Origin of the sequence: Aquirufa aurantiipilula, assembly GCF_019923745.1 — a bacterium.
In the GTDB taxonomy this organism is placed as follows: domain Bacteria; phylum Bacteroidota; class Bacteroidia; order Cytophagales; family Spirosomataceae; genus Aquirufa; species Aquirufa aurantiipilula.
The window spans coordinates 74,982-88,305 of sequence record NZ_JAANOG010000012.1 but is presented as its reverse complement, the minus strand read 5'-3'; the positions used below and the strand labels follow the sequence as shown (position 1 = coordinate 88,305).

The following is a 13,324-nucleotide window of genomic DNA, read 5'->3' as shown; positions in this document are numbered from 1 at the left end:
CCTAGTAAATAATGAATTCAGCTTAATTTTGGTAGCTGTTTTGGTCACTTCGTTTTAAAAGCCAATAAAAAACCCTCCTAAAGTGAATTAGAAGGGTCTATTATTTTAAGGTTGTGGTCGCGTAGGGATTCGAACCCCAAACCTTCTCATCCGTAGTGAGATGCTCTATCCAATTGAGCTACGCAACCAATTCCCATTCGGGACTGCAAAGGTAGAATTTCTTTGGGAATATGAAAAGACCTTGTCGAAAAAAAAATCATTTTTATTCGATTTTTTACTTGCCCCTAAATTGTGGAGCTCGTTTTTCAAGAAATGAAGCAACACCTTCTTGGAAATCTTTGGAGTATCCAGCTTGTCGCTGTGCTTCGGCTTCCATCTCCAATACCGTGGCTAAGTCCTGATGGTGAGCCTTTTGCAATTCCCTCTTGATTAAAGCTATTGCCATAGTCGGTTTACTAGCAAATTCTGCTCCGATTGTTTGTAATCGACTCTCCCAACTCTCCTCAGAAATAACTTCTGCCACAAATCCCAAATCTTTCGCTTCATCTGCCCCAATCTTTTTGGCAGTAGCTGCCAATTCAAAAGCTTTATGATACCCGACACTTTGCATTAAAAAGGCCGTACTACCAGCATCTAATGTCAAACCAATCTGAACGAATAACTCAGAAAAATATGCTCCTTCCTTTGCAATCAAATAATCACAAGCTAATGCCAACGAACAACCCGCTCCTGCTGCAGGACCATTAATCGCTCCAATCACCGGTTTATCCAAACCCCTCAGTGCTAAAATCATTGGATTATAGGTGGCACGTAAAACCGCTCCCAAATCCGAATCACTGGCTCCCGATTTTAAATCCGCTCCCGAACAAAAGGCTTTCCCTTCTCCAGTTATTACCAACACCCTTGCAGATTCCGATGCCTTGGCTTTCTCCGCCACATCACGAATCTCATGAATCAATCCTGCATTTAAGGCATTAAATACTTCCGGACGTTTCAAATGAATGGTCCAAACTCCATTAACTTGACTAAGATGAAGAAATTGGTAAGAAGACATGGGAGGAAATTATAAATTATAAATGATGAATTGTAAATGGTGAATTATAAATTATAAATGCTGAATGCTTTATTATTTAATTGATAAATTATGTTTTACAGTTAGTATGATTTTTGTAATAATTCTTAAGATTTCATCACTTTCAGACATTAATTTAACATAGTGAACTTCTTCCAAGTAATCAATTTCGTTTAATAATTCCAACCAATATATAGTTTCATTTATTTCCTTTTGAGCAATTGACATTTTGTGCTTGAAATCTAATTTTGATTCTGCATGTTCTGCCTCTCTAATTATCGCCCCTACTGCCGTTCCACTTCTTAAAATTTGCTTTGAAAGAATAAATTCTTTTCTCTCATTAACTAGATATTGATATAAATGCCAGATTTGAATGGCGAAAAAAAACGATTTTGATTTTATGATATTCTCATGTTTCACTTGATAAAATTTTATTACCAAATCTACATGTTCATCATTTTAATAAAATGCAATCTCTATTATTATCAATTAATTGATTTAAATACCCATTTTGGCATTAAAATTTTACCTCACCCATTAATTTATAATTTATAATTCACCATTTACAATTCATTTACAATTTCCTTCTAAGCCTCGCAACTGGTATACCCAATTGTTCGCGGTATTTAGCAACAGTGCGGCGTTTTACCACAAACCCCTTTTCTGCTAATAATAATTCCAAGGTTTCATCAGGATAAGGTTCATGAGTGGGTTCTTGCTCAATAATTTCCCTCAAAATATTTTTCACTTCTCGAGTAGATACATCCTCTCCTGATTCATGGGTAATTCCTTCAGAAAAGAAATATTTTAGAGGATAAATACCAAAATCCGTCTGTACTGATTTGGCAGAAACTACTCTTGAAACTGTTGAAACATCCATTTCAATCAAAGCTGCAATTTCTTTCATCTTCATTGGTTTCAAACTAGCATCATCACCCGTTAAAAAGAAGTCATACTGCTGAGTCACAATGCTATGCATTGTTTTCATTAATGTTCCTTGCCTTTGTTGTATCGCTTGAATAAACCAAGAAGCCGCATCCAACTTATGCTTGATAAAGGTTACAGCTTCCTTAATTTCTTTTTGTTGCTTATTGCCCTGATCATAGGTTTGCAACATCTCCTGAAAAGATTTACTGACGCGTAATTCTGGGGCATTCTTACCATTCAACTTAATATCTAACTTCCCATGTTGGTTAGTCACCACAAAATCAGGTTGTAAATAAGGTGCCAAATTGCCTCCTTCGGCTCCACCAGGCTTAGGATTTAATCGCTTGATTAAATTGATCGCTTTTTTTAATTCACTCTCATCAATACCCAATTTTTGTTGCAACTGAACAAAATGTTTTTTCGAAAATTCATCAAAAAACTCATCAATCAATCGAATTGCCAATAAACAAGTAGGATAATCGGATTCCCTACGATGCAATTGAATGGATAAACATTCTTGCAAATCTCTAGCACCAATTCCAGCTGGGTCCAAAGCCTGAATTTTCTTCAAAACCCCTTCAACTTCGTGAAAATCGGTAGTAAATCCTTGAGTAAAAGCTAAATCATTCACAATACTTTCAATATTCCTCCTCAAATATCCATCCTCTTCTAATGATCCAATCAATTGATGCGCAATGATTTCTTCCCGCTCATTTTTCAGCACAAATCCTATTTGCATCAACAAATAATCTTCTGCACTGGCTACAGTTGCCATGGGCCTTTCCTTGGATTCGTCATTGGAATCATAGGAATCTCCCGCCATTTTATAGCCGGCATAATCATCTTGTAAATAATCACCTATTTCCAACTCCTCCCGTTCCAAATCCTCGACAGTCTCTCTTTCCTTTTCATCGAATTCATCCGAATCCCGAATATCTAAACCCTCTTCCAAAGCAGGATTTTCCTCCAATTCCTCCTCGATCCTAGCAGCTAATTCTGCTGTAGGTATTTGAAGCAATTTAACAAACTGAATTTGTTGTGGAGAAAGCCGCTGTTGCTGAGAAATTTTGAGTGATAATCCCTGCATATCTTTAATCTATTAAACAAATATACGCTGATTTGACGGCCTGTTTTTAAAAATACCTGTAATTCACAAATAAATAAAATTATTCCGTTTTTTGTACGTAATTTTGAGACTAGTTTGCCCCAATTGGGGGCCATTTGACCATTTATTTATATGCAAATTAAAGAATTACTTCTCCAATCCCCGAGCCAACAAACAGTCACGGTAAAAGGTTGGGTACGTACCAAACGTGTATCTTCTTCCGTAGCTTTCATCGCCATGAACGATGGATCTACCATTCATAATATTCAAGCGGTAGTTTCAGACGGCATTGTTTCCGAAGAAACATTAAAATTAGTGACTACAGGATCCTGCATCGCGGTCACAGGGATTTTGATTCCTTCTCAAGGACAAGGCCAAACCGTAGAGGTTCAGGTTATTTCTATTCAAGTGTATGGAACTGCTGATCCAGAAAAATACCCTTTACAGCCTAAAAAACACTCGTTGGAATTCTTACGTGAGATAGCCCATCTTCGCCCTAGAACCAATACGTTTTCAGCTATTCTACGCATTCGTCATGCTTTGGCCTTTGCAATACATCAATATTTCAACGATCACGGCTTCTTTTATTTGCATACTCCAATTATCACAGGGTCTGATGCAGAAGGCGCTGGAGAAATGTTCCGGGTAACCACTTTACCGGCTATCAATCCTCCATTAACAGAAGAAGGAAAGATAGATTACAAAGAAGACTTTTTTGGAAAAGAAACGAATTTGACGGTTTCTGGCCAATTAGAAGGGGAATTAGGGGCTATGGCACTTTCTAAAATTTACACATTTGGCCCTACTTTCCGTGCTGAAAATTCTAATACGACTCGTCACTTGGCTGAATTCTGGATGGTCGAACCAGAAATGGCGTTTTTTGAACTGACAGACAACATGAATTTGGCTGAGGACTTTACTAAAAGTTTGATCCGATATGCCTTAGAAAATTGTGCTGATGATATTGCTTTCCTTGAAAAACGCTTGTTGGAAGAGGAAAAAATGAAGAAAAAAGAAGAACAATCTGAAATGACCCTTTCTGAGAAATTACGGTTTGTATCTGAAAATACGTTTGAGCGATTGACTTATACAGAAGCTATTGAAATTTTATTGCAATCTAAGCCTCATAAGCAAGGGAAATTCAACTATCCAGTGGAATGGGGAATCGACTTGCAAAGCGAGCATGAGCGTTATTTAGTAGAAAAGCACTTCAAAAAGCCGGTCATTTTAACGCATTATCCAAAGGAAATCAAAGCTTTCTACATGAAGTTAGAAGATGATGGAAAAACGGTTCGCGCTATGGACGTTTTGTTTCCAGGTATTGGAGAAATCATTGGTGGCTCTCAAAGAGAAGATGATTACGAAAAACTGCTTCAACGTACCAAAGATGTAGGCATTGAGGAAGATTCCATTTGGTGGTATTTACAAACAAGGCAGTTTGGGTCTGCACCCCATGCAGGCTTTGGCTTAGGTTTTGAGCGTTTAGTTCTATTTGTAACGGGTATGAGTAATATTCGTGATGTTATTCCATTCCCAAGAACACCAAAATCGGCAGAGTTTTAATATGTTCAATCTATCCAAAGCTTTTCGCAGCATTTCCATCGCTTGGTCAGGTATCATTACCTTGATAAAAGAGGAAAATAATGCCAAAATTCACTTAGCTTCCACTATCTTAGTTATTGTAGTGGGTATTAATATAGGCTTTATGGCCATCGAGTGGCTTTGGATAAGCTTAGCCATCGCAGGCGTTTGGATGGCAGAATTGATCAATTCTGCTTTGGAAAACATTACCAATATAGTAGCGCCAGAACATCATCCTTTGGCAAAAAAAGCAAAAGATTTCGCTGCTGGGGCTGTTTTAGTGATGGCCATTTGGGCAGCCTTTGTATTTTGCCTTATTTCCTTTCCTCATCTTTGGATGAGATTGGTATTTAGTAATTAAGATTGACACAACATTATGAAAGAATACGGGTCTAGTGTACAAAAATTGGTCAATTACATCTTGACGATTCAAGATCGTGAAAAAAGGACCAAATATGCCTTCCTCATGATTGAACTCATGAAGCAGATTCATCCAGGCATGAAGGACAATAGCCAAGACTATTCCAAAAAACTTTGGGACGACTTGTACATCATGTCTAACTTCCAATTGGACGTACAAGGACCTTACCCTCCTCCATCACCAGAATCAGTAGGTAAAGCCCCTAAAAAAGTAAATTATAACCAACATCATTTGAAATTCAAACACTACGGTCGTAATGTAGAGTTGTTGATTCTTCGTGCCATTGCCGAAGAAAAAATGGAAGATAAAAAGATTTTGGTTGCCTACATTGCACGTTTAATGAAAGGTTTTTATGTAACCTGGAATAAGGATACGGTAGACGATCAGGTTATTTGGCAAAACATCAAAGAAATGTCTGAAAATTTGTTGGGATCTATCGTAGATGAATTATCTCAAGAAGGTTTAGGTCATGCCAAAGTAGCCAATAATGCCCGTAATGCATACAATGCTCCGGAATACCCAAATAGCCCAAATAACAACCGCGGCGGAAATAATTATAGAAAAAACTTCAGAAACAATCGGAATTTCAATCCAAGAAATCATAAAAAATAATTGACCAATATGGCCTCATTTAAAGTAACAGGTGGTAGAAAATTATCAGGAGAAATCACTCCACAAGGTGCAAAAAACGAAGCATTACAAATTCTATGTGCTGTCGTATTAACTGCTGAACCTGTCACCATACACAATATTCCCAACATCCGTGATGTCAATCAACTAATCGATTTATTAGGGGATATGGGTGTAAAAATTCGTCGATTAAGTGAATCAAGCATTGAATTTGATGCTTCTCAAGTCAATATTGAATACTTAGAATCAGAAACATATAAAGCTAAAGCTGCCGCGCTACGTGGTTCAGTGATGTTACTAGGACCAACTTTGGCCCGTTTCAAAAAAGGTCGTATTCCTTCTCCAGGAGGCGACAAAATTGGACGTAGAAGATTGGATACCCACTTCACAGGTTTCATGAAATTGGGAGCCAAATTCAATTACAGCGCCGAAGATGGAGGATTTTACGAGGTTGACGCATCGCATTTAACAGGAGCGTACATGCTTTTGGATGAGGCATCAGTGACTGGAACAGCCAATATTTTGATGGCAGCTGTATTAGCGAAAGGTACCACCACCATCTACCATGCTGCCTGCGAACCTTACATTCAGCAATTATGCAAAATGTTGAATCGTATGGGGGCGAAAATTACGGGCATCGGTTCCAATTTATTGACCATTGAGGGAGTAGAGATTTTAGGTGGAACGGAGCATACTATGTTACCAGATATGATTGAAATCGGCTCATTCATTGGGATGGCCGCAATGACACAGTCTGAAATCACCATCAAAAACTGTAAAATCCCTGAATTAGGCATTATTCCTGATGTTTTTCGTAAACTCGGAATCAAATTAGAGTTTCGTGGAGATGACATATTTGTACCAGCACAAGAACATTATGAATTAGAAAATTTCATTGATGGTTCTATGTTAACCATTTCTGACCATCCATGGCCAGGTTTCACTCCAGATTTACTTTCCATTATCTTAGTTACTGCCATTCAGGCCAAAGGAACTGTATTGATTCACCAAAAAATGTTTGAAAGTCGACTATTCTTTGTTGACCGATTAATTGAAATGGGAGCTCAAATTATCCTTTGCGATCCACATAGAGCTACTGTAGTTGGTTTCGATAGAAAGCAAAACCTGAAAGGAATACGCATGTCGTCACCAGATATTCGTGCTGGTGTTTCTTTATTAATTGCAGCTATGTCGGCCACAGGTACTTCAATAATTGATAATATTGAGCAAATTGACCGTGGATATCAGAACATAGATACTCGATTAAATGCATTGGGAGCTGAAATAGTTCGAATTTAAATGATGCAAAAAGTCAGCCTTGTAGGTAAAATTAAAAGCACCATTAAACTAGCTTTACCGATTGTTATTGGACAATTAGGTGTCATGTTGATGGGTTTGGCTGATACGATCCAAGTAGGTCAGATGAAAAGCCAAGCAGCTGAGAGCCTAGGGGCATCAGGTATGGCTGGGTCCATCTTTTTCACGATTGCCATCATTGGCTTGATTTGTTTGCAAATCATTTCTCCTATGATTTCTAAATCAGTGGCTGAAAACAATGACGCTGAGTGCGGAAATTTAATGAGGGCGGGAATTCGAGTAGCCTTAATTCTTTCATTACTAACAATTTTGATCATTGCCATTATTGGATGGAATTATGACCTTTTCCAACAAAGCTCCATCAATAAAGAGTTAACCCTTCCCTACTTGGTATTAATAGCCATTTCCGTTATCCCTACTTTCTTGTTTGCGGCATTTAAGAGTTTTTCGGATGGATTGAAAAGAACCAGTATCGCAATGAATATCACCATCTTAGCTTTGGTGTTAAATGTGATTGGAAATCATATTTGTATCAATGGTTTAGGACCAATTCCAGCGATGGGCTTGTTTGGAGCAGGTATTTCGACTTTGCTTTGTCGTATTTTTATGGCCATTTCTCTTGGTTTATACATTTTCAAATCGCCATCATTTACCAAGTATTTTGCTCACATGGGTTCGGAACACCATACTTGGGTATTAGAAAAAACAATTTTAAAAGTGGGAATTCCAGCCGGATTTCAAGGTTTTTTTGAAATCGCGACCTTCGGCATGGCAGTAGTTATGATGGGATGGATTTCTTCTACTGCACAAGCAGCTCATATTGTGGCCATTAATATGGCTTCCTTGACCTATATGATGGCTACGGGTATTGCTGCTGCGGGTGGAATCCACGTAGGTACAGATATCGGAGAGAAAAATCGGGCAGGAATATTTATTTCGGGAAACGCAGCCTTACTCCTATCCATCATCTTCATGGGGATTTGCGCCATCATTATGTTTACCTGTAAACCTTGGTTAGTACGTGGATATACCCAAGAAGCGGATGTCATAGCCATTGCTGTTAGTTTGGTGACTTGGGGCGCGATATTCCAACTTTTTGATGGAATCCAAGCCGTATCATTGGGCTTACTTCGTGGACTTCAAGATGTCAAAATTCCGACAGCTATTACCGTTGTTTCCTACTGGGGCGTAGGAATTCCATTGAGCTATTACTTAGGCATTTATGGCGATCTAGGTGCTGTAGGAATCTGGATTGGATTAACTTGCAGCCTAATCTGTTCAGCAGCATTATTATCTTGGCGTTTCTATGCCCGCACACAAGTGATTGATTTCAATTCGCTTCAAGTAGAAGATTAATCAAGTACTTGATAGTTTAATACTTCATATACTTTTTTTGAATTTTCAATCGTTTGGCTAAGGAAGCTATCCTTCAAATTGAATGAGCTAAATCGCTAACGCTGGCAAGGTTCCAAACCTTGACAGCGTTTGGCTAGCCTTAGCCAAAAAACACATTTTTACTCCCATTTAACGCTGACAAAAACGATTTCGGCATAATCATTTCGTTCGTATAAAACACCTATTCGATTTTCATCAATTTTGACAATATCAGAATATGCTGTAAAATCAGGATTTTTTGTGGGATCATTTGTAGAATCAATTTCATGGCTAATGGGCCAGGTTAATCCTTCATCAAAGCTGATGCGTAAGGTCAAATGATTACGTTTTTCTTGGTCTGCTGCATTGGAAAATGCCAATACACTTTTGCCCTGTCTATAACCTATGGATAGTAAAGATCCTTCACAAACTGGATCGGGTAAAGAAGTTTCATAGTATGTTTTTTCCCAGGTATTACCCCCATCTGAACTGATAGCTGCAATTCGCGTGCGAACATCCCCTTTTTGATTTCTAGCATTCAATAATAAGCGATTATCCGATAATTCTGCCGCTGTTGCTTCATTACTGCCTAGTAATCCTAAAGATTGACTTAATTGAAAACTTTGACCATGATTATCGGTATAAAAACCATGAGAAACATAATCGGAAAAATCAGATTTGGGCGCCCCACTAGAATGATTCGCTGCTACATATATCCTTCCACGATACCTCCCGGAACTAATTTGCATAGCATGGCCCGGCGTGTTGGCATAAGACCGCCAATCTTCGGCAAATTTATATGGCTCTTGAGCAGGGCGATGTACGGATTTAGTAATATTCACTGGTGCTGACCATGTTTTACCTTCATCAGTGGAGGTAATGTACCAAACCTCTCTTAGTCCCTTGCCTTGTCGTACTAAATTTTCATGGTTATTGCCTGTATTATAAAATAAAAAGATTCGTCCTTGTGGATATTCTGGATCCCAATAATCAACCACGGGAGCAGGATTACCAGCTTGTAAAGAATCTACATCCACCACCTTTTGAATTGGGGACCAAGTTCTCCCTCCATCCTTACTCGTTTTCGAAACGATATCAATATTCCCAAAATCGGCTGCACTTCCTTTTCTCCCTTCAGCAAAAGCTAATAATTCACCATGAGGAAGTTTAATGATAGCAGGAATACGGAAACTGGCATAGGAATCCTGTCCAGATTGAAAAACGTTTACTCGGTCAGACTTTTGCGCAAAAAGTCCCCAAGAAAATAAACAAAAAGTCGAAAAAATGAGTGCTGTTTTCATGACGAAGAACGGTAAAATCAAATTTACTCATTAATTGCTTAGAAATTTGTTTTGAAACAATTTCAAACTTAGGATTGAAAATTAAAAAAAAATCAAGTATTTGAACTCAAGTTTCTAGAAACCTGATATTTGAGAAGCCTTACATTTAGATTATCAGTAAACAAACGAAATTATCAGACCTTTTTGTATACCATTCCTTAATCCCTTAAAAATAATTTCACCATGAGTATTATCAAAGAATTCAAAGAATTTGCCATGAAAGGCAGCCTTATTGAAATTTCAGTTGCCTTTATTATGGGAGCTGCATTTGGTAAGGTCACCACAGCATTGATTGATGGAGTTATCATGCCGATTGTGGGTGAATTAACCACTGGAGTCGATTTCAAAGCCATGAAATATGTTTTGAGCGAAGCTCAATATGATGCCAGCGGCAAAATCCTTTCTCCTGAAAATGCCATTCAATACGGTAATTTCATCACCATTTTCATCGACTTTATATTAGTCGCTTTTGTGATGTTTTTACTAATCAAAATGACCAACCGCTTTAAATCTTCAGAAGAAAAAGCAGGTGAATAAATTAGGCGTGAATTGCGCGTTTGCTGGTTGCAGCTAAACAAGCTTCTTTCATTGCTTCTGTGTATGTAGGATGGGCATGTGACATACGTGCCACATCTTCTGCACTGGCTCTGAATTCCATCGCAACAACAGCTTCTGCTATCATATCAGCTGCACGCGCACCAATGATATGAACTCCTAAAATTTCATCCGTTTTAGCATCTGCTAACACTTTCACCAAACCGTCTACATCCATGGAAGCAACGGCGCGTCCAAGTGCTTTAAATGGAAAAGAACCATCTTTATAAGCAATACCTGCAGCCTTAAGCTCTTGTTCTGTCTTACCAACAGAGGCAACTTCAGGCCAAGTATAAACAACACCTGGAATCAAATTATAATTAATATGCGGCTTTTGACCCGCAATTACTTCCGCAACAAAAACACCTTCCTCTTCTGCTTTATGGGCTAACATTGCTCCACGAATCAAGTCGCCAATGGCATAAATACCTGGAACGGATGTTTGCAAAGTATGCTCATCTACGGCAATTCTTCCACGCTCATCCGCTTGCAATCCAGCTGCAGATAGATTTAAACCTTCCGTATATGGTTTACGACCGATACATACCAAACAGTAATCTCCTTTAATTTCCACTTCTTCTCCTGCGGCATTTTTCGCTTTAACCACTACTTCCTTACCTTTATTTTCTGCCCCAGTAACTTGGTGAGAGAAATAAAAATCAGCCCCTAATTTGGCAATAGACTTCTGCAATTCCTTACCCATGGTTCTATCCATGGTGGGAATCATACCATCTGCATATTCTACAAAACTAACTTTTGAACCTAAACGTGCATATACAGATCCTAACTCAGCACCAATCACCCCTGCACCAATAACGATTAAATGCTTAGGGATTTCTTTCAATTTCAATGCCTCCGTAGATGTAATAATACGTGTTTTATCGACAGGAATAAAAGGCAAATTCGTTGGCTTTGAACCCGTAGCTACAATAACATTTTTAGCCGACAACAATTCTTCTTTTCCGTCAGCTTGGGTAACTTTCACTACTTTGGCACTTTCAAATGAGCCTAAACCATGAAATACTGTTACCTTATTTTTCTTCATTAAAAAGGATATTCCGCCATTCATTTTCTCCACCACACCTGCTTTACGGGCAATCATTTTTTCCAAATCAACCTTAGGTTTTCCTCCCACAATACCGTGTTCTTCAAAATGGTGAATGGCATTATAAAAGTGTTCCGAAGAATCTAAAAGAGCTTTAGAAGGAATACAACCCACGTTTAAGCAGGTACCTCCCATAACAGCATATTTCTCAATAATGGCAGTTTTAAATCCTAACTGTGACGCACGAATAGCTGCGACATAACCACCAGGACCTGAACCAATTACAACAACATCAAATTCTAACATAAGGCAATGGAAAAAAGGAATAGGCCCCTTAAGGCCTATTCACGTTGTTAAATATCTAATAAAAAACGAGCAGGATCTTCCAACAACTGCTTCACGCGTACTAAGAAGCTTACTGACTCACGACCGTCGATAATACGGTGATCATAAGATAAAGCTAAATACATCATGGGTCTGATTACAATTTGACCATCCACTACTACTGGACGCTCAACTATATTGTGCATACCCAAAATAGCTACTTGAGGGGCATTGATGATAGGAGTTGACATCATGGAACCAAATACGCCACCATTCGTGATCGTAAATGTTCCTCCTGTCATTTCTTCTAAACTCAATTTATTATCGCGTGCCTTTACCGCCAATCGAACCACTTCTGATTCTATACCAGCAAGACTTAAATTCTCTGCATTGCGAATAACCGGTACCACTAAACCTTTTGGAGCAGATACGGCAATAGAAATATCACAGAAATCATGGAATACCATTTCATCTCCATCAATCTTAGCGTTTACTGAAGGAAACTCCTTCAAGGCAACACAAACTGCTTTGGTAAAGAATGACATAAAGCCTAATCCTACACCGTGCTTTTCTTTAAACTTATCCTTGTATTTGGATCTCAAATCCATTACTGGCTTCATATCAACCTCATTAAATGTGGTTAACATGGCCGTTTCGTTTTTCACAGCTACTAATCGACGAGCCACTGTTTTACGCAATGAGCTCATTTTTTCACGACGAGAACCTCGTACATCAGAAGCTGATGCTGCTGCTGGTGCAGACGCAACTGGTGCGGCTACAGGTGGCTGTGCATTTTGAGCATCGTCCTTAGTAATTCTTCCTCCAACACCCGTTCCTGCTACTTGTGAGGCAGCAATTCCTTTTTCATCTAAAATTTTAGCTGCTGCTGGAGAAGGGTGACCGGCTGCATAGGATTCTGCAGAAACAGGAGCTGCTGCAGGTGCAACCACTGAGGCAACTGCTTGAGGCGATGCACTTGAAACGACTGTGCTAGCAGATGCACCAACTGTGATGGTTGCCAAAATACCTCCAATAGGTACCACAGCACCTGATTCAGCTACAATTTGTAATACACCAGCTGATTCAGCGGGTAATTCAAAGGTGGCTTTATCAGATTCTAATTCACATAAAACTTCATCTAGGGCAACAGTATCGCCCGATTTTTTATTCCAAACAGAAACGGTCACTTCTGTGATAGATTCTCCTACAGGAGGAACCTTTACTTCCAATACCTTACTTTCTGCTGCTGGAGCCGCTGGTGAAGCAGCTACTGGCGCAGGAGCAGGACTGTCTGCTACTACAACTGCTGGGGCAGGAGAAGGAGCTGCGGCTTGAGCACCAACAACCTCTATGGTACAAATTACAGCACCAATGGGCAATACATCCCCTTCTTTTGCTACAATGTGTAAAATTCCTTCTGCTTCTGCAGGCAATTCAAAAGTTGCCTTATCTGACTCCAATTCACAAAGAACTTCGTCCAACTTCACCACATCACCCTCTTTCTTGTTCCAAGTAGCAACGGTAACTTCCGTAATCGATTCGCCCACAGCGGGCACTTTCATTTCTATGGCCATTGTTGTTCGGCTTTTATTTT

12 protein-coding genes and 1 tRNA gene are annotated in these 13,324 nt (G+C 39.0%); 6 read left to right on the top strand and 7 right to left on the bottom strand.

Annotated elements, in window-relative coordinates; all coding sequences use genetic code 11:
• Positions 1-114: 114 nt before the first annotated feature.
• From G9H60_RS12010 to rpoN, 4 genes are all read right to left on the bottom strand, one after another.
• Positions 115-188 (bottom strand) — tRNA-Arg (locus G9H60_RS12010).
• Positions 189-274: 86 nt separating this feature from the next.
• Positions 275-1,054, bottom strand: coding sequence for an enoyl-CoA hydratase/isomerase family protein (locus tag G9H60_RS12005; RefSeq protein WP_223144298.1), 780 nt, complete (start codon positions 1,052-1,054; stop codon positions 275-277).
• Between the two features lie 72 nt (positions 1,055-1,126).
• The gene (locus tag G9H60_RS12000) at positions 1,127-1,492 is read right to left on the bottom strand and encodes a four helix bundle protein (RefSeq protein WP_223144297.1); all 366 of its coding nucleotides are present in this window, start codon (positions 1,490-1,492) and stop codon (positions 1,127-1,129) included.
• A 154-nt stretch (positions 1,493-1,646) separates the two neighbouring features.
• Positions 1,647-3,086 carry an RNA polymerase factor sigma-54 gene (gene rpoN, locus G9H60_RS11995; protein ID WP_223144296.1) on the bottom strand — a complete coding sequence of 480 codons (1,440 nt, stop codon included), beginning with the start codon at positions 3,084-3,086 and terminating at the stop codon, positions 1,647-1,649.
• A 150-nt stretch (positions 3,087-3,236) separates the two neighbouring features.
• Here rpoN and asnS point away from each other — a divergent pair, with 150 nt between their 5' ends.
• From asnS to G9H60_RS11970, 5 genes are read left to right on the top strand one after another with little or no spacing between them, the layout of a single operon-like run.
• Complete coding sequence (asnS, locus tag G9H60_RS11990) at positions 3,237-4,667, top strand: asparagine--tRNA ligase (protein WP_223144295.1); 1,431 nt, start codon at positions 3,237-3,239, stop codon at positions 4,665-4,667.
• A gap of 1 nt (position 4,668) precedes the next feature.
• Positions 4,669-5,046 (top strand): diacylglycerol kinase family protein, encoded by a 378-nt coding sequence (locus G9H60_RS11985; protein WP_223144294.1) that lies wholly within the window; start codon positions 4,669-4,671, stop codon positions 5,044-5,046.
• Positions 5,047-5,061: 15 nt separating this feature from the next.
• Positions 5,062-5,718 carry a DUF4290 domain-containing protein gene (locus G9H60_RS11980; RefSeq protein WP_223144293.1) on the top strand — a complete coding sequence of 219 codons (657 nt, stop codon included), beginning with the start codon at positions 5,062-5,064 and terminating at the stop codon, positions 5,716-5,718.
• A gap of 9 nt (positions 5,719-5,727) precedes the next feature.
• Positions 5,728-7,035 (top strand): UDP-N-acetylglucosamine 1-carboxyvinyltransferase, encoded by a 1,308-nt coding sequence (gene murA / locus G9H60_RS11975; protein WP_223144292.1) that lies wholly within the window; start codon positions 5,728-5,730, stop codon positions 7,033-7,035.
• Complete coding sequence (locus tag G9H60_RS11970; protein WP_223144291.1) at positions 7,036-8,409, top strand: MATE family efflux transporter; 1,374 nt, start codon at positions 7,036-7,038, stop codon at positions 8,407-8,409.
• Positions 8,410-8,567: 158 nt separating this feature from the next.
• Here G9H60_RS11970 and G9H60_RS11965 read toward each other — a convergent pair whose 3' ends face one another.
• Complete coding sequence (locus tag G9H60_RS11965; protein ID WP_223144290.1) at positions 8,568-9,728, bottom strand: sialidase family protein; 1,161 nt, start codon at positions 9,726-9,728, stop codon at positions 8,568-8,570.
• A gap of 222 nt (positions 9,729-9,950) precedes the next feature.
• Here G9H60_RS11965 and mscL point away from each other — a divergent pair, with 222 nt between their 5' ends.
• Positions 9,951-10,304 carry a large conductance mechanosensitive channel protein MscL gene (gene mscL, locus G9H60_RS11960; protein WP_223144289.1) on the top strand — a complete coding sequence of 118 codons (354 nt, stop codon included), beginning with the start codon at positions 9,951-9,953 and terminating at the stop codon, positions 10,302-10,304.
• Between the two features lies 1 nt (position 10,305).
• On the opposite strand, the gene lpdA is transcribed toward mscL, so the two are convergent.
• Together lpdA and odhB are read right to left on the bottom strand one after the other, a co-directional pair.
• Positions 10,306-11,712 (bottom strand): dihydrolipoyl dehydrogenase, encoded by a 1,407-nt coding sequence (lpdA, locus tag G9H60_RS11955; protein WP_223144288.1) that lies wholly within the window; start codon positions 11,710-11,712, stop codon positions 10,306-10,308.
• 47 nt (positions 11,713-11,759) lie between these two features.
• A complete protein-coding gene (odhB, locus tag G9H60_RS11950) occupies positions 11,760-13,304 on the bottom strand; it encodes a 2-oxoglutarate dehydrogenase complex dihydrolipoyllysine-residue succinyltransferase (RefSeq protein WP_223144287.1) in 1,545 nt (514 codons plus the stop codon).
• Positions 13,305-13,324 lie beyond the last annotated feature (20 nt).

Bases quoted from the DNA above. Each gene is read 5' to 3' on its own strand.
- G9H60_RS12005 (WP_223144298.1), bottom strand. From the start codon at position 1,054: ATGTCTTCTTACCAATTTCTTCATCTTAGTCAAGTTAATGGAGTTTGG.
- rpoN (WP_223144296.1), bottom strand. From the start codon at position 3,086: ATGCAGGGATTATCACTCAAAATTTCTCAGCAACAGCGGCTTTCTCCA.
- asnS (WP_223144295.1), top strand. From the start codon at position 3,237: ATGCAAATTAAAGAATTACTTCTCCAATCCCCGAGCCAACAAACAGTC.
- G9H60_RS11985 (WP_223144294.1), top strand. From the start codon at position 4,669: ATGTTCAATCTATCCAAAGCTTTTCGCAGCATTTCCATCGCTTGGTCA.
- G9H60_RS11980 (WP_223144293.1), top strand. From the start codon at position 5,062: ATGAAAGAATACGGGTCTAGTGTACAAAAATTGGTCAATTACATCTTG.
- murA (WP_223144292.1), top strand. From the start codon at position 5,728: ATGGCCTCATTTAAAGTAACAGGTGGTAGAAAATTATCAGGAGAAATC.
- G9H60_RS11970 (WP_223144291.1), top strand. From the start codon at position 7,036: ATGATGCAAAAAGTCAGCCTTGTAGGTAAAATTAAAAGCACCATTAAA.
- G9H60_RS11965 (WP_223144290.1), bottom strand. From the start codon at position 9,728: ATGAAAACAGCACTCATTTTTTCGACTTTTTGTTTATTTTCTTGGGGA.
- mscL (WP_223144289.1), top strand. From the start codon at position 9,951: ATGAGTATTATCAAAGAATTCAAAGAATTTGCCATGAAAGGCAGCCTT.
- lpdA (WP_223144288.1), bottom strand. From the start codon at position 11,712: ATGTTAGAATTTGATGTTGTTGTAATTGGTTCAGGTCCTGGTGGTTAT.
- odhB (WP_223144287.1), bottom strand. From the start codon at position 13,304: ATGGCCATAGAAATGAAAGTGCCCGCTGTGGGCGAATCGATTACGGAA.